25 protein-coding genes are annotated in these 22429 nt (G+C 65.4%); 18 read left to right on the top strand and 7 right to left on the bottom strand.

The features are described from left to right. The first annotated feature begins 27 nt into the window (after positions 1–27). Positions 28–852 carry an acyl-CoA thioesterase gene (locus ACFYOW_RS26760; protein ID WP_387292316.1) on the top strand — a complete coding sequence of 275 codons (825 nt, stop codon included), beginning with the start codon at positions 28–30 and terminating at the stop codon, positions 850–852. A 4-nt stretch (positions 853–856) separates the two neighbouring features. On the opposite strand, the gene ACFYOW_RS26755 is transcribed toward ACFYOW_RS26760, so the two are convergent. After that, positions 857–1996, bottom strand: a complete 1140-nt coding sequence (locus ACFYOW_RS26755) for a TDT family transporter (RefSeq protein WP_387292314.1) — start codon at positions 1994–1996, stop codon at positions 857–859. A 70-nt stretch (positions 1997–2066) separates the two neighbouring features. On the opposite strand from ACFYOW_RS26755, the gene ACFYOW_RS26750 reads away from it, so the two are divergent. After that, a complete protein-coding gene (locus ACFYOW_RS26750) occupies positions 2067–2975 on the top strand; it encodes a LysR family transcriptional regulator (RefSeq protein ID WP_387292312.1) in 909 nt (302 codons plus the stop codon). Here ACFYOW_RS26750 and ACFYOW_RS26745 read toward each other — a convergent pair. Next, positions 2972–3622 carry a phosphate uptake regulator PhoU gene (locus ACFYOW_RS26745; RefSeq protein ID WP_387292310.1) on the bottom strand — a complete coding sequence of 217 codons (651 nt, stop codon included), beginning with the start codon at positions 3620–3622 and terminating at the stop codon, positions 2972–2974. The genes ACFYOW_RS26750 and ACFYOW_RS26745 overlap by 4 nt on opposite strands. A 177-nt stretch (positions 3623–3799) precedes the next feature. Here ACFYOW_RS26745 and ACFYOW_RS26740 point away from each other — a divergent pair, with 177 nt between their 5' ends. From ACFYOW_RS26740 to ACFYOW_RS26685, 12 genes are all read left to right on the top strand, one after another. Next, on the top strand, positions 3800–4195 hold the full coding sequence (locus tag ACFYOW_RS26740) for a nitroreductase/quinone reductase family protein (RefSeq protein ID WP_387292308.1): 396 nt from the start codon (positions 3800–3802) through the stop codon (positions 4193–4195). 63 nt (positions 4196–4258) lie between these two features. Continuing rightward, complete coding sequence (locus ACFYOW_RS26735) at positions 4259–5341, top strand: calcium:proton antiporter (protein ID WP_387292306.1); 1083 nt, start codon at positions 4259–4261, stop codon at positions 5339–5341. A 199-nt stretch (positions 5342–5540) separates the two neighbouring features. Next, a complete protein-coding gene (locus ACFYOW_RS26730) occupies positions 5541–6380 on the top strand; it encodes an ABC transporter permease (protein ID WP_387292304.1) in 840 nt (279 codons plus the stop codon). Further along, positions 6380–7246 (top strand): MlaE family ABC transporter permease, encoded by an 867-nt coding sequence (locus ACFYOW_RS26725; RefSeq protein WP_387292302.1) that lies wholly within the window; start codon positions 6380–6382, stop codon positions 7244–7246. Before ACFYOW_RS26730 ends, ACFYOW_RS26725 begins: the two co-directional genes overlap by 1 nt. Before the next feature lie 3 nt (positions 7247–7249). Beyond that, on the top strand, positions 7250–8284 hold the full coding sequence (locus tag ACFYOW_RS26720; RefSeq protein WP_387292300.1) for an MlaD family protein: 1035 nt from the start codon (positions 7250–7252) through the stop codon (positions 8282–8284). After that, positions 8281–9285, top strand: coding sequence for an MlaD family protein (locus ACFYOW_RS26715; protein WP_387292298.1), 1005 nt, complete (start codon positions 8281–8283; stop codon positions 9283–9285). Before ACFYOW_RS26720 ends, ACFYOW_RS26715 begins: the two co-directional genes overlap by 4 nt. Continuing rightward, positions 9273–10280, top strand: a complete 1008-nt coding sequence (locus ACFYOW_RS26710) for an MlaD family protein (RefSeq protein ID WP_387292296.1) — start codon at positions 9273–9275, stop codon at positions 10278–10280. The genes ACFYOW_RS26715 and ACFYOW_RS26710 overlap by 13 nt, the downstream gene beginning before the upstream one ends. Beyond that, entirely contained in the window at positions 10280–11368 is a 1089-nt protein-coding gene (locus ACFYOW_RS26705) for an MlaD family protein (protein WP_387292294.1), read from the top strand. Before ACFYOW_RS26710 ends, ACFYOW_RS26705 begins: the two co-directional genes overlap by 1 nt. Further along, entirely contained in the window at positions 11365–12402 is a 1038-nt protein-coding gene (locus tag ACFYOW_RS26700; RefSeq protein WP_387292292.1) for an MlaD family protein, read from the top strand. The genes ACFYOW_RS26705 and ACFYOW_RS26700 overlap by 4 nt, the downstream gene beginning before the upstream one ends. After that, positions 12399–13355, top strand: a complete 957-nt coding sequence (locus ACFYOW_RS26695; protein WP_387292290.1) for an MlaD family protein — start codon at positions 12399–12401, stop codon at positions 13353–13355. The genes ACFYOW_RS26700 and ACFYOW_RS26695 overlap by 4 nt, the downstream gene beginning before the upstream one ends. A gap of 116 nt (positions 13356–13471) precedes the next feature. Then, positions 13472–14149, top strand: coding sequence for a hypothetical protein (locus ACFYOW_RS26690; protein WP_387292288.1), 678 nt, complete (start codon positions 13472–13474; stop codon positions 14147–14149). A gap of 46 nt (positions 14150–14195) precedes the next feature. Next, positions 14196–15077 carry an aminoglycoside phosphotransferase family protein gene (locus ACFYOW_RS26685; protein ID WP_387292286.1) on the top strand — a complete coding sequence of 294 codons (882 nt, stop codon included), beginning with the start codon at positions 14196–14198 and terminating at the stop codon, positions 15075–15077. Between the two features lie 183 nt (positions 15078–15260). Here ACFYOW_RS26685 and ACFYOW_RS26680 read toward each other — a convergent pair whose 3' ends face one another. Together ACFYOW_RS26680 and ACFYOW_RS26675 are read right to left on the bottom strand one after the other, a co-directional pair. Continuing rightward, complete coding sequence (locus ACFYOW_RS26680) at positions 15261–15629, bottom strand: DUF5313 family protein (RefSeq protein WP_063044749.1); 369 nt, start codon at positions 15627–15629, stop codon at positions 15261–15263. Beyond that, the gene (locus ACFYOW_RS26675; protein ID WP_387292284.1) at positions 15626–16096 is read right to left on the bottom strand and encodes a MarR family winged helix-turn-helix transcriptional regulator; all 471 of its coding nucleotides are present in this window, start codon (positions 16094–16096) and stop codon (positions 15626–15628) included. The genes ACFYOW_RS26680 and ACFYOW_RS26675 overlap by 4 nt, the downstream gene beginning before the upstream one ends. Before the next feature lie 189 nt (positions 16097–16285). Between ACFYOW_RS26675 and ACFYOW_RS26670 the strand changes: the two genes are divergently transcribed. Both ACFYOW_RS26670 and ACFYOW_RS26665 read left to right on the top strand, forming a co-directional pair. Next, positions 16286–17311, top strand: a complete 1026-nt coding sequence (locus ACFYOW_RS26670) for a DUF418 domain-containing protein (protein WP_387292282.1) — start codon at positions 16286–16288, stop codon at positions 17309–17311. A 35-nt stretch (positions 17312–17346) separates the two neighbouring features. Then, on the top strand, positions 17347–18924 hold the full coding sequence (locus tag ACFYOW_RS26665) for a Na+/H+ antiporter (protein WP_387292280.1): 1578 nt from the start codon (positions 17347–17349) through the stop codon (positions 18922–18924). Positions 18925–18936: 12 nt separating this feature from the next. On the opposite strand, the gene ACFYOW_RS26660 is transcribed toward ACFYOW_RS26665, so the two are convergent. Beyond that, positions 18937–19128 carry a heavy metal-associated domain-containing protein gene (locus ACFYOW_RS26660; protein ID WP_062990687.1) on the bottom strand — a complete coding sequence of 64 codons (192 nt, stop codon included), beginning with the start codon at positions 19126–19128 and terminating at the stop codon, positions 18937–18939. A gap of 143 nt (positions 19129–19271) precedes the next feature. On the opposite strand from ACFYOW_RS26660, the gene ACFYOW_RS26655 reads away from it, so the two are divergent. Both ACFYOW_RS26655 and ACFYOW_RS26650 read left to right on the top strand, forming a co-directional pair. Beyond that, positions 19272–19757, top strand: a complete 486-nt coding sequence (locus ACFYOW_RS26655) for a hypothetical protein (protein ID WP_387292278.1) — start codon at positions 19272–19274, stop codon at positions 19755–19757. A gap of 11 nt (positions 19758–19768) precedes the next feature. Beyond that, positions 19769–19927, top strand: coding sequence for a hypothetical protein (locus tag ACFYOW_RS26650; protein WP_387292277.1), 159 nt, complete (start codon positions 19769–19771; stop codon positions 19925–19927). A 50-nt stretch (positions 19928–19977) separates the two neighbouring features. Here ACFYOW_RS26650 and ACFYOW_RS26645 read toward each other — a convergent pair whose 3' ends face one another. Then, a complete protein-coding gene (locus tag ACFYOW_RS26645) occupies positions 19978–20700 on the bottom strand; it encodes a VIT family protein (RefSeq protein ID WP_387292275.1) in 723 nt (240 codons plus the stop codon). Positions 20701–20710: 10 nt separating this feature from the next. Beyond that, entirely contained in the window at positions 20711–22303 is a 1593-nt protein-coding gene (locus ACFYOW_RS26640; protein WP_387292425.1) for a GMC oxidoreductase, read from the bottom strand. Positions 22304–22429 lie beyond the last annotated feature (126 nt).

Here is a 22429-nt window from a genome sequence, read left to right as displayed (position 1 = left end):
CGTGCCTACCTCGAGGAGAAGAACACGATGAGTTCGACCGTCACCGCACGGCACGCCTTCGACAGCGCGGTCGCGCTGACTTCCGACGGCGCCGGAAACTTCAGCGGTCGGACGACTCCCGAGTACGGCAATATGGTCGGCCCGTTCGGCGGCATCACCGCGGCAACCATATTGCGTGCAGCACAACAACATCCGCAATGCCTCGGTGACCCGATCTCGCTCACCGTCAACTTCGCGGGCCCGATCGCCGAGGGCCCCTTCACCATTGCGGCGCAACCGGTGCGCACAAACCGCAATACCCAGCACTGGACGCTGTCGATGAGCCAGGACGGCATCGTGACCACCACGGCCACGGCGGTTTTCGGCACCCGCCGCGAGACCTGGACCGCTACCGAAGCCACGGCGCCCGCCGCCCCGCCGCCGGACACCGTCGAGCCGGACGCACTGCCCGAATTCATTGCCTGGGTGGACAATTACGAGATGCGCTTCATCGAGGGCGGTATCACCCAACTCGACGGCACCGCGGCACAACCTACTTCCACCACGACGCTCTGGGTCCGCGACCGGCCCGTGCGCCCACTGGACTATCCGGCCCTCACCGCGCTGAGCGATGTGTTCTTCCCGCGGGTGATGCTGCGACTCGGCCGCGTCGTCCCCGCCGGAACCGTCACGCTGACCGTGTATTTCCACGCCGATACCGACCGCCTCGCCGCCCAAGCCGATCACCCGCTGCTGGCCACCGCGCGCTCCCAGCATTTCGGCAAGGGTTTCTTCGATCAGTCGGCCGAACTCTGGGCGCACGACGGTGGGTTGCTCGCGACGAGTCATCAGCTGGTGTACTTCAAGGCCTGACGGTTCAGGCCGGTCGGAGCAGCGGCCCGGTGAGTACACCGCGAATGGTCTTGGTGGCGACGACGGCCCAGGCGCTGACCAGTCCGACATACAGCACGACCGCGGCGACGGCGAAGAGATCGGCGCCGGTGTGGCCGTAGAGCACGGTGCTGCCGGTAATGCAGGTGCCCAGCGGGAAGGTGAAGCCCCACCAGGTCAGGTTGAACCGCAATTCGCCTGCGCGAGCGGTCTTTACGGTGACGGCGGTGGCCAGCGCCACCCACAGCATCGCGAATCCCCAGGTGACGACGCCGAAGATGACCGAGAAGACGGTCAGCCCCTTGGCGTAGAGGTCGGGCAGTGCCGAGGGACCGGCATCGGCGAGCAGGCCTGCGGCGGTGACGGATTGGCCGAGCGGGCCGAGCACGAGCCAGAGGGTGGGCACCATTCCCGACTGCGGGACGCCGTGGTGCACCAGGCGCGACCAGATCATGGTGGTGGTGACCAGCGCGGCGATCAGGCTCAGGCCGAACATGGCCAGGCACAGCAGGATCATGGTGAGCCGCAACTGGCCTTCGGGCAGATAGGGGACCAGCAGTGCCCCCATGGCCGCCGACACCATCGGCGGCACCACGGGCATCAGCCAGCCACCGAAGGCGGCATCGGGCTCGATGTGGAAGTGGGTGAACATCCGGTAGGGAACGGCGACGGCGGTGAGCAGGCCCAGCGCGGTGCCGAGCGACCACAGCACCCAATCGATGGCGAGCGCGGCGTCGAGGCCGATCACTTCGTGGCCGAGCACCAGGGTGCCTCCGCCGACGGTCACCAGTGCCATGGGCGGTGCGCCGTAGAAATGTGCCATGACCGGGTGATCCTTGTGGCTGCGGGCCTGCGCCGGGTAGCGCACCCGGTGCACGACCCAGGCGGCGCTCAATGCCACCAGCAACAGTGCCGCCAGTGCCCATACGACGGTCGCCGCGCCGCGCAGTCCGGGGAACTGCAGCGGCAGCGTGGCGGCGGCATTGGCGACAATGCCGGTGCCCATGACGGCGGCGAACCAGTTGGGTGCGAAATGCCGCAGCGAGGGGGATTCGATGCGGTGGGTCGCGCTCTCGCCGAGCAGTTGCCGCGGGGGTGCGGGACGCAAGGTTGCTATGGCGGTCATGAGTCCAGGTTCGTCGGCTGCGGCGGTGTCGGGTAGCCACCGCATTCCTATGGATGCATAGACTCGTTCTATGCCCCTGTCGCCGCGTGTCCCCGACCTGGCCGCGCTCGACCTGCTGCTTTCGGTCATCGAACTCGGCAGTCTCGGACGCGCGGCGCAGGCACACGGCATCAGCCAGCCCTCGGCGTCCTCCCGCATCCGCTATCTGGAGAAGTTGGTCGGCGTGCCGGTGCTGGAGCGCACCACACTCGGTTCCCGGCCCACGCCCGCCGGGGCATTGATCGCCGAATGGGCGCGCGGGGTCGTCGATGCGGCGGAGCAATTGGACGCGGGCATCGACAGTCTGCGCTCCGAGCGTGATTCGCACCTGCGGGTGGCGGCAAGTCAAACCATTGCCGAATACCTGTTCCCCGGCTGGCTCATGACCCTGCGCGCCACGGCACCCGATACCGCGATCGCGCTGCAGTCCGGCAATTCCGTCGAGGTCGCGCAGGCGGTGCTCGACGGCAAGGACGCCATCGGCTTCATCGAGAGCCCGCGGAATTTCCGTGGGCTGGAGAGTCATATCGTCGCCCGCGATCAGTTGGTCGTCGTGGTCGCCCCACAGCACCGCTGGGCCGGGCAGGGCTCGGTCGATCTGGCCGAACTCGCTCGAACCGCGCTGATCCAACGCGAACTCGGATCGGGCACCAGGACCTGGTTCGAAAATGCTGTCGCGCGGGCCATTCCGGGCTGGGAACCCACGGTCGCGCTGGAACTGTCCTCCACCACCGCGATCAAAACCGCGGTCGCCTCCGGCGTCGGTCCCGCCGTCCTCAGCTCGCTGGCCGTAGCCGCCGAAATCACCGCGGGCACTCTTGTTTCCCCGACCGTCACCGGCCTGGATCTGACCCGAACCCTGCGTGCGGTCTGGCCGACGGGCCACCGCCTCACCGGCCCCGCCCGCGACCTCTACACCATCGCCCGCCGCAACTCCTAACCTGCTTCCGAAGTTTGGGCCGTCGGCGGAATTCCGGTGTCCAGGAAGCGGATCAGGCGATCGATGCGCATGGTGTGGTCGATACAGCGTTCGAGGTTATTGCCCACCAAGGCGATATCGATGGCGGCTTCGGTGGCGGTTCGTTCGGTCAGGGCCGAGTGGAGTTGTTGCTGAAGCTGATCCATTGCGGGGGTCCCGGATTCGGGAGTGACGGGTTGGCGGCCCGTGGCGACCGATTCGCCCGCGAGGGCGGTGTGATGTGCGGCCAGCCGACCCATGGCGGTGAGGATATCCATCAGGGGTTGGGGCGCAACGGGTTCCGGATGGTACTTGTAGACCTGATCGGCGACGCGGTTGATCAGCGAGCCGATCCGGGACAGTTCACCGGCGATCTGGATGGCGGTGACCACGTGCCGCAGGTCGCGTGCGACCGGCGCCTGCAGTGCGAGCAGCACCACGGTTCTGGCCTCGCAGGCGGAGTACATCTTCTGTAGCTGCTCGTCGATCGCGAAGGCTTCATAGGTGGCGGCGAGATCGGCATCGCCGAGCGCGGCCGTGGCACGCTCGGCGGCATCGTGGGCGAGCCGACACATGAGCGTCAAATCATTGGTCAACGCGATGAGCTCGCGAGTGAACTGGGTCCGCACTCCGCACATTGTCGCTTATCGCCGCGCTATCCAGTACACAAATCTCGAGTCGATCGTCGCATTGGTCGGAATACGTGGATGTTCGACTGGCATGGTTGCCGCCTGGGCGACCACATCCGGCTTGCCGTCACCGTTGAGGTCGCCGCAGATGCGATCGGCCGGTGCTAGCGTCGGCGCATGGCGAACTTGCGTGATATTCAGCACCGAGTCGTGACAACATTTCAGCGGCGGCTGGGGAATCCGATTCTGCGCAGACTGCCGACGCAACAGTTGCTGGAGACCGTCGGGCGCAAGAGCGGGCAGCCGCGTATTACGCCGATCGGGGGGCGACGAGTCGGCAAGGAGTTCTGGCTCGTCTCCGAATTCGGTGACAAGTCGCAATACATTCGAAATATCAAGGCCGACAACCGGGTTCGATTGCGGCTGCACGGACATTGGCACACCGGGACCGCACACCTACTGCCGGATGACGATCCGCGCGCGCGGTTGCAATCGTTGCCCAAGGCCAACAGTACGGGCGTTCGATTGCTCGGCACCGACTTGCTGACCGTCCGGATCGATCTCGACGACTGACCCACCGCATGCGCGCGATCACGCGCGATCGAGTGCGAATAATTTGCTGACACGATGGAAGTCATGCTCCGTGCGTCGACTTCCCGCTGGACCGTATTCATCCCGCTACTAGCCGCGATCACCCTGGCCGCCACCTGGGGGCGATCGCTACCTGGAATCGGCGTGGTCGTGGTGGTCGCCGCGCTGGCCGGTGCGGTGCTTGCGGCGGTGCAGCACGCCGAGGTCATCGCGCATCGGGTCGGTGAACCGTTCGGGTCCCTGGTGCTCGCGGTTGCGGTGACGGTGATCGAGGTCGGGCTGATCGTCACGATGATGGTGAGCAGTGGGGAGAAGTCCGCGGCGCTGGCCCGCGACACCGTTTTCGCGGCGGTCATGATCACCTGCAACGGCATTTTCGGTCTGTCGTTGCTGGTCGGCGCGGTTCGGAGGCGGGTGGCGGTATTCAATGCCGAGGGCACCGGCGCGGCGCTCGGCACGGTTGCGACCGTGTCCACCCTCAGTCTGGTCCTGCCGACCTTCACCACCAGTAAGCCCGGGCCGGAATTTTCCCCAGCGCAGTTGGCCTTCGCCGCGGCGGCCTCCCTACTGCTGTATGCCCTGTTCGTAATGGTGCAGACCGTCCGGCATCGCGATGACTTCCTGCCCGTCGAAGAATTCGATGGCGCCGATGAGCGCCGCGATCGGCCCGCGGTGCGCGCGACGCTGCTCAGCCTGGCCATGTTGATGGTCGCCTTGGTCGCGGTCGTCGGTCTGGCCAAGGTGGTATCGCCGTCGATCGAATCGGCCGTCGCCTCGGCTGGTCTGCCGCAGTCCGCGGTCGGCGTGGTCATCGCTCTGCTCGTCCTACTGCCGGAAACTCTCGCGGCCGTGCGTGCCGCTCGCCGCGATCAGGTGCAGATCAGTCTCAATCTCGCGCTCGGCTCCGCCATGGCGAGCATCGGCCTGACCATTCCGGCGATCGCCGTAGCAACTATCTGGCTAGAGGGTCCGCTGATCCTCGGGCTCGGTGCGACGCAGATGGTTCTGCTCGCTTTGACGGTCGTCGCCGGCGTGCTCACGGTGGTGCCGGGTCGTGCGACGCTGCTGCAGGGCGGTGTCCATGTGGCTCTGTTCTCGGCTTTTGTGTTTCTTGCCGCCAGTCCGTAGCCCGTGTGACCGGATCCATGAATGACCGCTCTGAGCGGGGTAAACGGCAACTAAGTGGCGAGCATCACAGCTCGCTGATTTTGTTGTGACTCGCCGTAACGATTAGCTTGCTGGATGTTGGCATCGACGCCGAATCCGGAGAGTGCGGCATGAAATTCGACACAGCCCGTGCCGCAGGCGCGACACCGGGATACCGACTATGACGCCGGATCTGCACACCCGCGAATCTGCGAGTTCGGTTGTCCGGAAGAACTTTTCGGATACGGTCGTCTCATCGCTGCGCACCTTCGGTCGCGCGTTCGGCGTCGCGCAGGAGTCGGTTTTCGGCGCGGTCGGCGATATCGCCCGCGGCCAATTCCAGTGGCGCGAGGCCCTGCTCCAGGCTTGGCGGTTGATCACCGTCACGACCATCCCCGCGATCTTGATGGCGATCCCGTTCGGCGTGATCGTCTCGATCCAGGTCGGCAACCTCATCCACACCCTCGGCGCCGATTCGCTGCTCGGCGCGACCGGCGGACTCGGCGTCATCAAGCAGGGCGCACCGATGGCGACCGGCTTCCTGCTCGGCGGCGCAGGCGCGGCGGCCATTGCGGCGGACCTCGGCGCACGCACCATTCGCGAAGAGATCGACGCGCTGAACACCATGGGCATCAGCCCGATCCACCGCCTGGTGATCCCCCGGATGGCGGCGATGCTGGTGGTCGCACCGCTGCTGAATATTCTGATCATCTTCGTCGGCATCATGGCCGGGTACGCGGTCGCCATCGGCGGCCAGGGCGTCACGCCGGGTAGCTACTGGGCCACCTTCGGCTCGTTCACCACCACCGCGGATGTGTGGGTCTCGCTGGTGAAGGCGCTGATATTCGGCTTTCTCGTGGTGGTCATCGCGTGCCAGCGCGGGCTAGAGGCCAAGGGCGGCCCGCGCGGTGTCGCCGACGCGGTGAACGCCGCCGTGGTGCTTTCGGTCGTCTCGATCACCGTGGTGAATCTGGTGCTCACGCAGGTCACCGCGATGTTCCTGCCGACGAGGTTGGCGTGATGGCGATTTCGTCCTACGCCCCCAAGGGATTCGGCTGGGTCACGCGGTATTTCCGTCGCGGCAGTCGGGTGCTCGGTGCGGTCGACGGGTTCGGCTTCGTTGCCGTATTCGTGTGGCAGGTGCTCGCGGCGATTCCGTTGACGCTGAAGCGGTATCGCGGTGAGACCATGCGTGCCATCACCGATATGACCTGGGGTCGCGGCTCGGTCGTGGTCGGCGGCGGGACGGTGCCGATGATGATCGTGCTCGGTCTGGTGATGGGCGCCTCCGTCGCGGTCGAATCGTTCGCGACGCTGAGCATGCTCGGGATGGGGCCGGTCACCGGCATCGTCTCGGCCTACGCCACCACTCGTGAGTTGGCGCCGATCGCGGCCGCGGTCGGTTTCGCCGCGCAGGCGGGTTGCCGGATCACCGCGGAGATCGGTTCGATGCGCATCTCCGAGGAGATCGACGCCATCGAAGCGCTCGGTCTGCGCTCGGTGCCGTTCGTGGTCACCACCCGGGTGCTCGCGGGTGCGTTGGCCATCGTGCCGACCTTCCTGATCGCGCTGATCCTCAGCTACGCGGCCTGCCGCGGCATCATCACGCTCGTGCACGGCCAGTCCGCGGGCGTCTACGACCACTACTTCTTCCAGTTCGTCTCCGGCTTCGACGTGATCGCCGCGGTGATCAAGGTCGCCATCTTCGGGACGGTGGTGATCCTGGTGCACAGCTATTACGGATTCTTCGCCACCGGCGGGCCCGAGGGTGTCGGTATCGCGTCGGGTCGTGCGGTGCGCACGAGTTTCGTGGCCATCATCGCGATCGACATGGTGCTCAGCATTGTGCTGTGGGGCTTCAACGCGGCGATCAGTTTTACGGGGTAGCGGATGCCGAAGTATGGAATGCCCGGCGTTGCCGCGGATAAGAAGCGTTCGCGGACGGTCAGTTCGGCGATCATCGCGCTGATAGCCGTTGTCGCCCTTGCGACCACGCTCCATAGGCACCTGCGTGTCGACGAGGGGCTGCGGATCGCCTTGCACACCCAGGAAATCGGTGACGGTGTCAGCGCTGGCACGCAGGTGCGTCTCGACGGTGTGCTGGTCGGCACGGTCACGCGGATCGCGCCGGATGAGCGCGGCACCCAGCGAATCACCTTGCAGCTGGATCAGTCCCGGCTCTTCGGCATCGATGACAGCCTGCGCGTCGACTACGCGCCCGCAAACCTGTTCGGTATCAGCGAACTCGAATTGCGCCGTGGCCCGGGCGGTTCGCCGTTGCGACCGGATGCGGTCATCGATCTGACCGGGGGACGCGCGGCGGATGTCTACGACGCGACGATGGGCAGCATCCTGCGCAGCCTGTCCCAGGTCGGCGCGACCATATTCACACCGCAGCTGGCCAGTGTCATCGCCCAGGTCTCCGCGGATTTCCAGGCATTCACCCCGCTGGTGCAGGCACTGATCACGGTGGCGCGCACCATTGCCGACAACCAGACCATGCCGACCTCCGAACTCGTCGGCAGACTCGGCCCGGCCTTCGACGGCGGCGGCAAATTCGCGGGCGCCACCATCCAGGTTCTCGACCAGATCCGCGATATCAATATCCTGCAGACCGATCGCGAGCACTACGACCGCGGTGTCGCCGCGCTGACCGGCAGCATCTTGCCCGCGCTCGGAACCACGCTGACCACCGCGGGCGGCCATTTCGCCGAGGGCGCCGACATGCTCGCACCGATACTGAATGTGTTGGCGCAGATGGTCCCCCGGCCCCAGCAGTCCGCGGCCGAACTCCGGGCACTGCTCGAGCGGCTGCGGGCCGCCATGCCGGATACGCCCGACGGTCCGGTGCTGAATCTCGACGTCGATCTGCGGGGCGTGCCCGGTATCGCGGTGCCGGTGCTCGGTCAAGCGGGTGTGCGATGACGGTTCGTGGCGCGGCTTGGCGGCTCGGTGTTTTCGCCGCGGTGATGATCGTGGTGCTCTCGCTCGTGCTGACGGCGATCAAGCGGCCGGTGCCTGGGGATACCGAAGCGCACGATGCGCTGTTCACCGATGCCAACGGCCTGAAGGTCGGTGATGACGTGCGCATGTACGGCGTGCAGGTCGGCAAGGTCGAGGGCCTATCGCTCGACGGCGTCAAGGCCAAGGTCCGGCTCACCGTCAAGACCTCCACGCCCATCTATGACAACAGCACCCTGGCGATCCGCTACCAAAACCTCACCGGCCAGCGGTATATCGATCTGCAGCAGCAGCCGAATCCCGGTGTCCGACTGCCCGCGAACGCGGTCGTCGATACCGAGATGACGCTTCCGTCCTTCGATGTGACCAGCCTGTTCAACGGCCTGAAACCGGTGCTGGCCACCATGTCTCCGGAAGCCGTCAACCAGTTCACCGAGAGCATGCTCGCGGTGATCGATGGCGACGGTTCGGGTTTGGGTCCGGCCATGGATGCCATCGGCAAGCTGAGCAAATACGTCGGCGATCGGCAGGCGGTGATCGCGACGCTGGTGCGCAATATGTCCGAACTCGCCGACCGGGTCGGTGGCCGGGTGCACTATCTGGTTCCGCTGCTGGCCCGGCTGACCGATATTTTCCAAGCACTGCAGGCCAATATCGGCGGCCTCGCAGAATTCGCGATGAACGCGCCCTCGGTGCTCGGACCGCTCGACCGGCTGCTCGCCACCGTCGGCCCGACCGCAGACAGCGGCGCGGATATCGACGGGCTCATCCGCAAACTCTTCCCCGACCCGCAGGAGGCCGTCGACGTTTTCGGCAAGTTACCGGGGCTGCTCGCCTCGATCGACAATGCCGTGCCGCGCACTATCGCGGACTGGAAACCGGAGTGCAGCAAGGGAAATGCGGATCTGCCGAATCCGGTGCAGGTGCTGATCGGCGGACAGAAGGTGGCCGTATGCAACGGGTGAGATTGTGGTTCGGCGGAAATACCCCGATCCTCGACGAACCGGCCCGGCTGCGCAGAGAAGTGCGGCTCGGCATTATCGGCGTGGTGCTCGTGGTCATCGCAATGGGCGCTGCCGCAGCGCTTTACGTGATTCCGTTCGGCAAGACGACCTATACCGCGGAGCTGTCCGAGGCGCAGTCGGTGAAGTCCGGCGACGATATCCGATTGGCGGGCATCTCGGTCGGCACCGTGAAATCGCTGGAGCTGAAACCGGATAAGGTCGTCATGCGGTTCACCGTGGACTCCGATGTTTTCGTCGGCGACCAGACCTCGCTGGACGTGCGCATGCTCACCGTGGTCGGCGGCCATTACATCGCACTGTTCCCCGCGGGCACCGAGCCGCTCGGCGACAAGCCCATTCCGGCCGATCGAGTTCGCGTGCCCTACAGCCTGATTCAGACCTTCCAGGATGCGACGGCACCGATCGGCAAGATCGACGGTGATACTTTGCGGCGCAATCTGGCGGCACTGGACAAGTCGGTCGAGGGTGCGCCGGATAGCTTGCGCAGCACGCTGGATACCGTCGGCAGCTATATCGATGCCATCGACCGCCAGCGCACCCAGGTTTCCAATGCCATTGCGGTGGCGGACGAATACGTGACCATGTACGACGGCGCGAAGAGTGATCTGCGCAGGTTGATGGAGAATGCCAATCTGCTCGAGACCGTACTCCTCGATAAGCGTGCCGAGCTGCGCGAATCGATTGCCTTGCTCAACAGTGTGGTTCAGCGGGTCGCCGCACTCGCGCCGTCCTGGGATTCCACGTTGAAACCCAAGGCGCAGCAGTTGGCCGATGCTCTTCCGCGGCTGGAGCAGATGGGCGGTCAGTTGGAGCCGATCATCTCCTCCGCACATGATCTGAGTCAGAAGTTGCAGGGCCTGGTGATTCCTGAGGGCGGGATCGTGGTGGACCAGTCCGGTGCGGTGTGCGTGCCGCTCCCCGGGAAGGCGTGCTGATGCTGAATCGCATGCTCGGCTCGCAGGCGTTCATGTCGATCGCCGGTGCCGTTGTTGTCGCCACGCTTGCGGTCGGCGGGTATTTCATCGCCTTCGATCCGCCGCGGAAGACCGAATCCTATTGCGCCATAATGCCCGACAGCATCGGACTGTATCCGGGCAATCAGGTGACGATGCGCGGCATCACGGTCGGCACGGTGACCTCGGTGCGGAACCAGGGCAAGAGCGTGCGGGTCGAATTCGATGTCGATGCCGACCATCCGGTGTACGCCGATGCCTCGGCAACCACCGTGTCCGACACCGTGGTCGCCGATCGCAATCTGGCCGTGTTGTCCAGCGGTAATAACATGCAGCGCTGGGACAGTGGTCAGTGCATCACCAAAACGCTCACCCCGAAGAGCCTCACCGAAACGTTGACCGCGCTGTCCTCACTTTCCGATCAGCTCAATGGATCCGATCAGAATTCGCTGGCCAAGGGGCTCGCCTCGATCGACGCGGCGACCGCGGGCACCGGTCCACAGGTCAACGAACTGATTCGCAAACTCGGCTCCGCGCTGAAATCCCCCGACGCCGATATCGGCCATCTGGCAGGCATTTTCGACGCGTTTGCCTCGGTGTCGCAGAAGGTGAACCAATATTGGGGCGACCTGCAAACCATGCTGGTTCGCATCGGCCCCGCACTGAATCAGGCGAGTACCGAATTGCTCGGTCCGGCAGTACAACTCTTCGACGGCCTGCGCCAGATCCTGCCCATGGTCAATGACATCACCACCATGTTCGGTGATCCGATCATGCGCGCGCTCGACGCCAGTGTGCCGCTGATCAAGCTCTTGCGCGCCAATGTCGGTTCGCTGCGCGATGTGGTGCTCATGACGCCCGCGCTCACCTCGGCATTCCGCACGGTGGTATCCGATGGTGCGCCGGGCATCAGCTACGCGCCGCCGAAGGTGGCCATTGCGCAGCAGAAAGCCGAAGAGGTCTGTGCCGCGGTCAATGCCGTCACGCCGGGCAAATGCATGGGCGCCGCGGACGGCATGGTCGATATGCAACTCGTCCCGCTGGTACTGGGATTGGCAGGTGGACGATGAGAAGGCGTCTCGTGGCGGTCGTGCTGGCGGCCGGAATCGCTCTGGGCGGCTGTGCTTTCGATCCGTCATCGGTGCCGGTCCCCGGCACATCGGTATCCGGAGCCACCTATCGCGTCAAGATCGAATTCGCGAATGTCTTGAACCTGCCCGCCAAGGCCAAGGTGATGGCCAATGGCGCGCAGATCGGCACGGTCGACAAGGTGACCGTGGTACCCGCGGCCGGTGCACCCGCGGGCCGCGCCGGATTCGTTGTGGTCGAAGCCGATATCGCGAAGTCGGTGCAACTGCCGACCACGACCATTGCGGAGCTGCGGCAGAACACTGTGCTCGGCGATATCCACATCGCATTGAGTACGCCGTCCAATGGTTTCGGTTCGCTGCTCGGACCCGACGGCACCATTCCGATCGAGCGGACCAAGCCGCCGGTACAGCTCGAAGACACGATGGCCGCCATGGCCTTCTTCGTCCAGGGCGGTGCGATCGGCCAGCTGCAGGACATCATCACTCGGTTCAATTCCGTACTGCCGCAGGATCCTCGGGAGACCGCGCGCATTTCGAAGGTGATGGGCGGTGATGCCGCGGATCTGGCGGCGAATCTCGACCAGGTGGATTCGCTGCTTTACGGTCTGCTCACCAATTCCGAAGTGCTGCATGATATTCGGCCCGAACTGGACAATATCCTCAGCGCCGAGTCGGTAGCGCAGGTGAACGCAGCGACGAATTCGTTTGCCGGAGTGGCGAATATCTTCGGCGTACTCGGCCCGGTCGGTCGCTCGATGACCTGGCTGGCGCCGCTGCTGCAGTCCGATGACGCGATGCTGCAAGAATTCGTGCCGATACTGACCGGTGGTCCGCTGGACCTGCGGTCGCCCTCGAATCTGGCCATGCTCGTCGCCTTATTGCGCGACAAAATCATTCCGTTCGTGGAGCGCGGGCCGAAGCTGAATATCAGGACCGACGGCGCCGGGATATCCGAACCCGAGCAGGTGGATCGGATCATCCAAACGTTGCGCATGATCGGAGCGGTCCGATGAAGCCGGGTTCGCTCGTTTCGCTCGGTGGCATCGCGGCAATCCTGATCCTCGGCGCCGGCTATCTGACGTTCGGTGTGGTGCGGTTCGATCCGCTCGCCGATTACACCAATGCGTCGATGGTGCTGCGGAATTCGGGCAGCTTGGGAGTTGGTTCGCCGATTCTGCTCACCGGCATCCCGATCGGCAAGGTGACATCGGTGGAGAATACGGCCGCGGGCGTCGAGGTCGGCTTCCGCGTCGACAAGGGCCAGCAGGTGCCGACCGACAGCACCGTCACCATCGAACAGCTCTCCGCGCTTGGCGAGCCCTATGTGCAGTTCGTGCCGAATACCGGCGGCGGCCCGTATCTGAAAGACGGACAGCGGCTCGATACCAAGGACATTCGCACACCACTATCGATTCCGGAGGTCGCGCGGCTGGTCACCAAGACCATGAACCAGCTGGATCCCACTGTGGTCGGCTCGATCGTGGATACGCTCGGCAAGTCGATCTCCGGCACGTCCGCGGCGATGCCGGAACTGGCGCGCTCAGGCGATCTGCTCGCCGCCACCATCATGACCAGGGCCCCGAAAATCGCCGAACTGCTCAATAGTTTTCAGCTGGCCGCGAGCGATATCGAATGGGCCGGACCGGCCACCTCGATCGGTGCGCCCGATCTGGTGCGGTTCGGTCAGTCGCTGGACGATCTCGTCGAGGCGGTCGGCCGGCTGGTCACGGCCGGGAACAGTCCGCAGATGTATCTGGAGGGCGATGGCCTAGTGCCGTTCCTGCAGCGGGTGACCGAATGGATGGACAAGGTCGGGCCGGAGCTGAAATCGCTCATTCCGGGGTTGCGGCCGCTGGCCGACGCGGTCACCGCGAGTGCGCCGCGCATCGATCTCAGCAGTCTGATCAGTCAGGCGCTGCACGAAACCGGCGATGACGCCGTCAAGGTGCGCGTCGGCATCAAATAAGGCACTACCTGCGCAAACGCAGGCCGCAAAAGTTGATATTTCGCACTGCGATCTTCGGTAGCCTGCCAGCAGAGCTTTTCGTGAAGGTAGTCCCTACTCGGCACGAAGGCGGTGTGATGGTGGAATCCGGCGGCGGTACGACATCGGGAAACGATAGCGGGCGCGTCCTGACCATCGCGGCCGTCATCGCCGCCGCGCTCGCGCTGGTGGTCGCGATCGCGCTACTGCGGTCGAATCAGGATTCGAACAACGACGCACCGACATCGGGCACGTCGAGCGTCAAAGCCAGCACCGCCCGTCCCGCGCCCCCGCTCGTGCCGCCGTCGAACCGCGCGACGACCTCCGCGGGGCAACCGGCGCGCAAGCGTGGCGACGATTGCTCGCACGACGGGGTCGTCGCCCGATGGGATCAGCGCAACGGCCTGTGGGTCTGTGCGCCACAGGAACAGGCGCGCGAAGCGCACGGGATCGGCGACGATTGCTCGCACGACGGGGTCGTCGCGCAATGGGGACAGTCGCCGGATGGCCACTGGACCTGCATACCGCAAGGTCAGGGCGTCGCGGAACCGCCGCCGGTTCCGCAGAACCAGGTCCCGCAGAACCAGGTTCCGCAGAATCCGGTCCCGCAGAACCAGGTTCCCCAGAACCAGGTCCCGCAGAACCCGGTGCCGGAGAATCCAGTCCCACAGAATCCAGTCCCACAGAATCCGAATCCCAACCCGGTCCCCAACCCGATGCCTGAGAATCCGTTCCCATTCCTGCCGCCGCTGCCCCCGCTGCCCGGATTCCCGTAGCCGATCGACGACGAAATTCGTTCGACACGGCTGAGAAGCTCGATTGGTGATCGTTGTCCCCGAATTCTTCGCCGATCGGCTCGTCAAGATGGAGCCCGCGGCTCGGGCTTGGCTGGATGGTCTGCCCGAACTCGCGGCCCGGTTCGCCGAGCGCTGGGAGCTTCGGTTCGAGGGCGCACCCATGTATGGCTACGGCGGCTTGGTGCTGCCCGCCGTGCGCGCGGATGGCGGTCGGGTTGTGCTCAAACTCGGCCATCTCACTCCCGAGACCCGCGACGAGCCGGTCGCATTGACCGCCTGGGCGGGCAATGGTGCGGTGCGGTTGCTCGACAGCGACGCCGAGCACGGCGCACTCCTGCTGGAACGACTCGATCCCACCCGGTCATTGGACTTCGAGCCCATCGACGACGCGGTTCGGATCATCTCCGTCCTGCTGCGTCGACTCGCCATCCCCGCTCCGCCGGGAATCTCTCGCGACCTGCGTACCGAGGCCGAGCGCCTGGTCGAGGAACTGCCCAAGAACTGGCAGCGCCTCGGCGGACCCTTCCCGCGCAAGATGCTCGACGCGGCCGTCGACGTCTGCGTGCAGCTCGGTCCGAGTTCGGACCGACTGCTGGTGAATGAGGATCTGCACTACGAGAACGTCCTCGGCGGCACTCGCGAACCATGGCTGGTCATCGATCCGCAGCCCCTGGCGGGCGATCTCGAATTCACCACGCTGTCGCTGCTGTGGAATCGGCGCAGTGAATCCGCTCTCGACGATCGATTTGCCGCCGTCGTCGATATCGCCGGACTCGATCCGGATCGCGCCCGCGCCTGGACGCTGGTCCGTGCGGTGCAGAACTGGCTGTGGTTCGTCGAAGACGAGGACACCGAAGATTTCGGCTGGCCCGCCGTCCAGGCCATTGCCCCGTGGGCCCTGCGCTGACGCTGCCGGCCATGCGAAAGAAACGACTCCACGCCACCCGCCCCGCAGATGCCCCTTGGCGAAACCGTCGGCGTGCCAGGCCGACCGAGACCAGGCCGCCCAACTTCACCGCTCGCCGCTCCGCGCGTCGTCGCTACTGGTGAATCGCGAAGGCCGGCAGGACGTTGACAGGATTGTGTTTGCTCAATGCGGATGCTGCGCCGCGTAGGTCGCCCGCTCCAGCGCCCGTCGCCGCGCCCGCTCCGGATTCTGCAAATCGGCAGGCAGTCCGTGTTTCGCCAGGCGATGCGCCCGATTCATCGGCATGAAGGCCGTTGTGTAGAACAACGCGAGCAGTAGTGCCAACAACACCATCGACCCGCGCAACCACAATTCGCCTGGGAACAAAAGGAATACGGCGAACAGTGGGGTGAACGGCACCAGCCCGCGCACGATATGACGTGGCGTCGCGTACTTGCCGGTGAGGTCGTTGCGCACCCACTCGCGCAACGAATCCGGCAGGCGCCGCCCGAAGGCGTAGCCGATCCACTGGATGGGATTGGGTCGGGTCATGCGTGCACTCCTCGTGAGGTGGCAGGGTCACCCGCGCGACGCGCGGCCTCGTTGACCCGGGTCAGCACTTCGCGCAGTTCCTCCAGATCCGCCAATGTCACGCCGAGCCGCTCCACCACGGCGGGCGGAATCTGCTCGGCCTGCTTGCGCAGCGCTCGCCCGGCCGGGGTCAGATCCACCACGAGGTTGCGCTCGTCACGACTATCGCGACCTCGCGTAATCAACCCGGCCGACTCCAGCCGCTTGAGCAGCGGCGACAGCGTCGGCGAATCCAACTGAATCGCCTCGGCAATTGCCTTCACCGACATCGGCGCCTCACCCCACAGCGCCAACATCACCAGATACTGCGGATGCGTGAGCCCGAGCGGTTCCAACAGCGGCCGGTACACGCCGAGTACCGACCGATTGGCCACGGCCAGCGCAAAACACACCTGCCGATCCAGCCGCAACGGATCGTCGATCTCCATGGCACCTCCTAGGGTCGACATCAAATTTAGCGCATGAATAGTTAATGCACGAAGTATTAGTGCTCGAGCTCACCGGCATGGATGCGGCAGGCGAAGGAAGCTTTCGCTGTGCGCGCTGGTCGAGGCCAACCTGGGCTGAGCGGCGTTGTCTTCACCGGATCTGGAGCGGGCCCTCGATAGCGTGGATGCATGGATCCCGCCGGTGCGCGCCCGCGCATCCACGAGCTCGACGCCGTGCGTGGTTTCGCGCTGTGCGGGATTCTGGTGGTCAATATCTGGCAGATCACCGATATGCGCGCGATGGTCGGGCCCGGAACTGTGGATCCGATACGGCACGTGCTGTCTGTGCTGTTCGAGGGACGGTTCTTTCCGATCTTCTCGTTCCTGTTCGGGCTGAGCTTTTCGCTGTTCCTGGATCGAGCGGCCGAGTGCAGCGACCGTCCGCGGCTGGTACTCGCGCGGCGGCTCGTCGCGCTCGGTGTGTTCGGTCTGATCCACCATGTGTTCCAGCCCGGTGAGGCGTTGCTGCCATATGCGATCGTCGGGTTGGTGGTGCTGCTGCCCGCGGCCGGGCTAGGGCGCTGGGTGATATTGCTCGTCGGGCTGGTTGCCACAATCGGGGTTCCGGTCACGATCGGCGGTGGGCTCGGCCTGGTGCCCGGTCTGTTCCTGCTCGGTCTGGCCGCCGACCGCTTCGGCCTCGCGGATGACCTGCGCGATCGCAGTTGGCGGATCGCGGTGGTGTTCGTGCCGGCCGTGCCCGCGGCGGTGGCCGCCGGGGTGTGCGAGTACCGCACGCCGTATAGCGCGCTGTGGACCGGCAGTGTGGCTCCGGTCGCCGGACTGCTCGGCGCGCTCGCCTATCTCACCGGATTCCTGCTATTCCTGCGCACCGAGACCGGTGAGGTTTTTGCGGAGATGCTCGAGCCGATGGGGCGGATGGCGCTGACCAATTACGTCTCGGCAACCGGACTTGTCCTGGCCGCTGACCCGTGGCTCGGCCTATCCGATTCCGATCGCTACGGCGCACTGCTCGGCTCGGCCGCCGCAATTATCGCGGTGCAGGCGCTGTGGAGTTATTACTGGTTGCGCTGGTTCCGCTACGGCCCGCTGGAATGGGTGTGGCGGTGTATGACCTGGTGGCAGCTGGTGCCCAACCGTCTGACGCGACAGGAACGCCGGAGACTCACAGTGCCGTATGGGCGCGGTCGCTAGGGAAATCTCAGCAACTCACCGCAGACTGGGGCGTCATGGACCAGTTGGTGCTGATGTTCGTCTTGCTATTCGCCACGATCCTGGCCGAACCGCTCGCGCGGCGACTCGGTGTCGCATCGGCGGTCCTGATGACGGTATTCGGATGTGTGCTCGCGCTGATACCCGCGGTTCCTCGGGTCGATGTGCCGCCCGACCTGATCCTGCCGCTGGTGCTGCCGCCCCTGTTGTACGCGGCAGCACGGCGGACTTCATGGCGGCAGTTCGCGGAGAACTGGGGTCCGATCGCATTGCGCGCGGTCGGGTTGGTTTTCGCGACGGCCGCGGCGGTGACGGCGGTTTTCCACGCCTGGTATCCGGCGCTGCCATTGGCGGCTTGCCTGGCACTCGGTGCTGTTGTCGCTCCGCCCGATCCGGTGGCCGCGACGGCCATGGCGGGCAAGCTGGGCCTGCCGCGCCGCCTGGTGGTGACGCTCGGCGGTGAGGGGCTGTTCAACGATGTGACCGCGATCGTCATCTACAGCGTCGCGGTGCAGGCCGTGCTCACCGGCAAGTTTTCGGCATGGCATGCGGTCGGCGAGTTCGTGATCTCGGCGGTGGTCGCGATCATTGTCGGGATGGCGCTCGGCTATGCGGGCAGCAAGTTGACCAGCAAACTGGAGGAGGCGTCCTGGCAGGTGGCGCTGAGCCTGCTGCTGCCGTTCGCTGCTTACGGTGTGGCCGAGGCATTTTCGGGATCGGCCGTGCTGGCGGTGCTGGTGTGCGCGCTGTATCTGACCGATGCGGGCACCAATTTCGGCGATCGCGATTACCGCCTGGTCGGCGATGCCTTCTGGGAGATCACCGAAATGCTGATCAGCGGTTTCGCTTTCGGATTGATCGGCCTGGAACTCGGTGTCGTACTCGACGATACGGGCGACGGCTGGCCGCGACTGCTCGGCGTCGCCGGCGTCGTTGTCGCCGTGGTGGTCGGACTGCGGCTGGTGTGGCTGTTGACCACCCTTTCCCTGCGCAGGTGGTGGTGGCGTGACGAGGACGCCGACGAGCCCTACACCTGGAAGGAGACGGTCGTCACCTGGTGGGCGGGCATGCGGGGTGTCGCGACCATCGCACTGGCACTGGCCATTCCGCTGCTCACCGATGCCCGCGAACCGTTTCCGGGTCGCACTCAGATCCTCTTCACGGCCTTCGCCGTCGTCCTGTTCACCCTGCTGCTACAGGGCCCGACATTGCCACTTGTCGTGCGGCTCAGCGGTGTTCAGGCCGACTCCCAGAAGGAACGGCTGCTCGAACGGAGCCTTTGGGAACGTGTCGTCCGTGCGGAACTCGACCGCCTCAAACAGATCGCCGAAACCGAAGGCCTCCCCGACGACGTCTACGAACGCCTGCGCAACCAACTCCGCCAGCGCCTGGCTCGCGCCGATCCGGAGGCGGCCGACGAGGACGCCAAGGCCAACGCGGCCCGAGATCTGAAGCTGATGATGAAGATTCGCGATATCCAGGGCGATGTCCTGGAAGCGGGCCGCCGCGAAGCTCTGGCCGCCCGCCGTGAACCCGGCATGCCCCCGGACCTGGTCGACCGGGTGACTCGACGCCTCGACCTCGGTCGGCGCTAGACCAGGTCCCGCCTACTTCGCGCCGACGCCCGCGGAGCGGATCGCGTCGAGCACTTCACCGTAGGAAAGGGTGGAATTCACGGTGATGGTTTCCGAGGTGCGGTCGACGTCGACCGATTGCACGCCGCCGAGGTTGTAGAGCGCGCGTTCGGCGACTACGGCGCGTTCGTCGGAGTAATCGGTCATATCGAAGGTATAGGTCATCACGACCTCCTTGTAGGTGGCTGTCCTTCGATTCGGCAGATAACCGAATCGGCAGTTTCCAAACGCCGCGCCGGTCGGGTGTTTGATTACGGAATTACCGGGCATAGCCAGAAGGTAATGTCAACCAGCGCAACGGGATTGTCATGATCATTATCATCGGGCTCGTCGTTCTCATCGGCGCGGTAATTATCGGCGTTGCCGGAGTGGCGGCCAATACGGGCGAAGTTCGTACGTCATCCAGCGATTTCGGGGTATTCGACTATCACTTCACCGCTTCCGCGGGGGAACTTTTCCTCTACGGGATCGCGATCGGAGCGATCGGGATGCTCGGCCTGAGCCTGCTGCTCGCGGGCGTCTGGCGTAGTTCCCGCCGCAACAGCGCCACCCGGCGCGATCTGCGGCAGTCGCGCCGGGAGTTGGCCGCCCAGGAGAAGGCCAAGGCCGCCGAGCAGCGTCGAAGCACGCCACCGGCGGCGGCATCACCGCCTGCCGCGACCAAACCCGCCGCGCAGGTCACCCCGCCGCAGGGCGGTAAGCCGGCGTGGAGCTGGAATCGGTTCATGCGCCAGCCCAGCGGGTCGGCACCGGTCGAAACATCCGGCCGGACAACGGTCAAAACGACCAAGTAAAGGAAAGAACAATGATCGTCCTCGGCTTGATACTCCTCATTGTCGGGTATCTACTCGGAATCGGTCTGCTCACCACGGCCGGAATCATATTGCTGATCATCGGTGCGGTACTGGCCCTCGTCGGGTCGGTGGGGCGGCACCCGGTCGGCGGTCGGCGGCACTACTACTGACGCCGACGCGCTGAACACAGGACGGGCCGAGGGGTTCCCTCGGCCCGTTCTCATAACCCGGCGACACCCGCCAATTGACCGATGCCATAGGTGACCGCCATCGCCAGCGCACCACCGACCACCACTCGTACCACCGCGCGCCCGCGATTACTACCGCCGAGCCGGGCGCTGACCGACCCGGTGATCGCCAGCGCGATCAGCACCGCCGCGAATGTCACCGGAATGCGTGCGGTGGTCGGCGGCAGGATGATCGCCAACAGTGGCAGCAGCGCACCCACGGTGAACGCGACCGCCGAGGAGGCGGCCGCGGCCCACGGGTTGGTCAATTCGTGCGGATCCAGACCGAGTTCGGCCTCGGCGTGGGCTAGGAAGGCGTCGTGCGCGGTCAGCTCCTCGGCCACTTTGCGCGCCGTCTCCGGTGTCAGCCCCTTCGACTGATAGATATCGGCCAGTTCGGCCAGCTCGAAGTCCGGTTCTTCCTTGAGTTCCGTGCGTTCCTTGGCCAGGAGCGCCCGCTCGGAATCCCGCTGTGCGCTGACCGAAACGTATTCGCCGACGGCCATGGAGATCGCGCCGGCGGTGAGTCCGGCAATGCCGGCGGTGAAAATGGCCGAGGCGCTGGTCGTCGCCGCGGCGACACCGACAACCAGACCCGCGGTCGAAACGATGCCGTCGTTCGCCCCGAGTACGCCCGCCCGCAACCAGTTCAGCCGAGAGGCCAGACCCTCACGATGTGGTTCATATGGGTGCGGCGAACCGGGCGTCTTGTCCATAAGCCGCAGACTATGCGAAAGTCCGCAAAGTATCAGCTAGCCGAACCGCCAGCGCAACGATCGTCAGGGTCGGATTCGCATGGCCGGTGGTCGGGAAAACCGAACTGCCCGCGACGAATAGATTGGCCATTCCGTGCACCCGGCAGTCGGTGTCGACCACGCCGTCGCGCGGATCCGTGGACATCCGGGTGGTCCCGGCCGGGTGTGCCCAATCGGTGAGCATCAGCGGCAGTTCGCTGTCCGCCCGCGCCCAGTCGTACAGCGTTGGGGCTGGGAATCCCAGTCGCGCGAACTCCTCGACCGCCACGGCTGCCGCCCGGCGCACAGTTGTGTCTTCCCGCCGATTCACCCGCCAATCGATCCGGGACAGCGGTACACCGAGCCGATCGGTCCGATCGGTCAGGGTGACGCGGCTGTCCGGGTTCGGCAGTTGTTCGACCATGCAGCGCAATTCGATTCGATCGAGTTTGTGCGGCAGTCCGGCGTGTTTGATGAGTCTGGCCCGCGCGCCCGCGAGCAGTAATCCGGCGTGGCTCACCGCGACTCGCGCATCGTGGCGATCGCCGCGTCCGCGCAGCAACTGCTTCACCGACTCCCATGGATCGTCCTCGGCGGGCACCTCCTGCAGCCACAGTGCGCAATTGAGCAGGCCCTCGGCCTCCTGGATCTTCGGCGAGAGCGCGACGCCGTGCAGGAAGGTGTGCTTACCGTGCGGCGTCTTCACCACGTACTTGCCGAAGCGTTCCAGCGCGCTGTTCGCCACGGCCGGATCCAATGCGCCGACCGCACCGCAGCGGTGATCCATCAGATAGCGCCCGACCATGTCGTGCCGGTTGCCGATGCCACCGGGCATGTTTCGCCGGGAGGCCAACAGCAGCCGCGGATTTCCGATACCGCCGGTGGCCAGGACGAAGACGGGCGCGCGCACCGACCGCGGCTGCGGATCCGCACCGGCGACCTGGACTGAAACCACCCGGGTGCCTCCGGGATCGGTGTCGATATGGGTGACCGTCGCATCTATGAGCACCCGGACATTCGGCGCGACAAGATCTTTCACGTGCGCACCGAAGCGCTTGCAGTCGAATGGATCCATCGGATCCCGGCTGATCTGCCAGAAGTACGGACGCAGGCGCGCCGGATCTAGGGCAACCGCGGGTTGGGACCGACCGGCCAGCTGCCAGAACGCGTCATCGGTGAAGCCACTGCCGCAGCCGATGCCGATGTGTTCGGCCGCGCGCGCCAGATACGGTTCGAGGTCGGCGGCGCCGATCGGCCATCCGGAACCGGAAACCCAAGGACGGCAACTGAAATCGAGATCGTCCAGCAGGCCGCAGCGGCCGCTCCAGGTATGGGATGCACCGCCCAGGATCCGGTCGCCCGCGACCCGATCCGACTGTGCCCGGCGCGCGCCCACATTCTCGATATCGGCTAGCGCATCGACCTCTTCGGTCGCGGTCAGCCCGCCGCTTTCCAGCACCAGAACGCGCAGCGGTGTTCCGGCAAGTTCGGTCGCGATGGTCAGTCCGGCGGGCCCGGATCCGATAATGACGATATCGGCGCTCAGCTCGTCGTCACCGACCGTGCGCAGCTCATCGATTCGCAACGGCGGTCCTCTCCCAACAACCGTATCCAGGCTATGACAGCGCGTCTGTGAACTCCGTCGAATTCTGTGACGCCGTCCTTCTCGGACGTCCGATGCCCAACCCGTGTCGGGTGTGGTCACCGGTTC

Source organism: Nocardia sp. NPDC006982 (genome assembly GCF_042869435.1).
Lineage (GTDB): Bacteria > Actinomycetota > Actinomycetes > Mycobacteriales > Mycobacteriaceae > Nocardia.
Note: the sequence above shows the minus strand (reverse complement) of the source record. Positions and strands in the feature narration are given on the sequence as shown.

Bases quoted from the DNA above. Each gene is read 5' to 3' on its own strand.
- ACFYOW_RS26650 (WP_387292277.1), top strand. From the start codon at position 19,769: ATGATCGTCCTCGGCTTGATACTCCTCATTGTCGGGTATCTACTCGGA.
- ACFYOW_RS26730 (WP_387292304.1), top strand. From the start codon at position 5,541: ATGACGCCGGATCTGCACACCCGCGAATCTGCGAGTTCGGTTGTCCGG.
- ACFYOW_RS26750 (WP_387292312.1), top strand. From the start codon at position 2,067: ATGCCCCTGTCGCCGCGTGTCCCCGACCTGGCCGCGCTCGACCTGCTG.
- ACFYOW_RS26700 (WP_387292292.1), top strand. From the start codon at position 11,365: ATGAGAAGGCGTCTCGTGGCGGTCGTGCTGGCGGCCGGAATCGCTCTG.
- ACFYOW_RS26660 (WP_062990687.1), bottom strand. From the start codon at position 19,128: ATGACCTATACCTTCGATATGACCGATTACTCCGACGAACGCGCCGTA.
- ACFYOW_RS26670 (WP_387292282.1), top strand. From the start codon at position 16,286: ATGGATCCCGCCGGTGCGCGCCCGCGCATCCACGAGCTCGACGCCGTG.
- ACFYOW_RS26710 (WP_387292296.1), top strand. From the start codon at position 9,273: ATGCAACGGGTGAGATTGTGGTTCGGCGGAAATACCCCGATCCTCGAC.
- ACFYOW_RS26735 (WP_387292306.1), top strand. From the start codon at position 4,259: ATGCTCCGTGCGTCGACTTCCCGCTGGACCGTATTCATCCCGCTACTA.
- ACFYOW_RS26725 (WP_387292302.1), top strand. From the start codon at position 6,380: ATGGCGATTTCGTCCTACGCCCCCAAGGGATTCGGCTGGGTCACGCGG.
- ACFYOW_RS26720 (WP_387292300.1), top strand. From the start codon at position 7,250: ATGCCGAAGTATGGAATGCCCGGCGTTGCCGCGGATAAGAAGCGTTCG.
- ACFYOW_RS26690 (WP_387292288.1), top strand. From the start codon at position 13,472: ATGGTGGAATCCGGCGGCGGTACGACATCGGGAAACGATAGCGGGCGC.
- ACFYOW_RS26740 (WP_387292308.1), top strand. From the start codon at position 3,800: ATGGCGAACTTGCGTGATATTCAGCACCGAGTCGTGACAACATTTCAG.
- ACFYOW_RS26665 (WP_387292280.1), top strand. From the start codon at position 17,347: ATGGACCAGTTGGTGCTGATGTTCGTCTTGCTATTCGCCACGATCCTG.
- ACFYOW_RS26715 (WP_387292298.1), top strand. From the start codon at position 8,281: ATGACGGTTCGTGGCGCGGCTTGGCGGCTCGGTGTTTTCGCCGCGGTG.
- ACFYOW_RS26655 (WP_387292278.1), top strand. From the start codon at position 19,272: ATGATCATTATCATCGGGCTCGTCGTTCTCATCGGCGCGGTAATTATC.
- ACFYOW_RS26680 (WP_063044749.1), bottom strand. From the start codon at position 15,629: ATGACCCGACCCAATCCCATCCAGTGGATCGGCTACGCCTTCGGGCGG.
- ACFYOW_RS26760 (WP_387292316.1), top strand. From the start codon at position 28: ATGAGTTCGACCGTCACCGCACGGCACGCCTTCGACAGCGCGGTCGCG.
- ACFYOW_RS26695 (WP_387292290.1), top strand. From the start codon at position 12,399: ATGAAGCCGGGTTCGCTCGTTTCGCTCGGTGGCATCGCGGCAATCCTG.
- ACFYOW_RS26705 (WP_387292294.1), top strand. From the start codon at position 10,280: ATGCTGAATCGCATGCTCGGCTCGCAGGCGTTCATGTCGATCGCCGGT.
- ACFYOW_RS26755 (WP_387292314.1), bottom strand. From the start codon at position 1,996: ATGACCGCCATAGCAACCTTGCGTCCCGCACCCCCGCGGCAACTGCTC.
- ACFYOW_RS26645 (WP_387292275.1), bottom strand. From the start codon at position 20,700: ATGGACAAGACGCCCGGTTCGCCGCACCCATATGAACCACATCGTGAG.
- ACFYOW_RS26675 (WP_387292284.1), bottom strand. From the start codon at position 16,096: ATGGAGATCGACGATCCGTTGCGGCTGGATCGGCAGGTGTGTTTTGCG.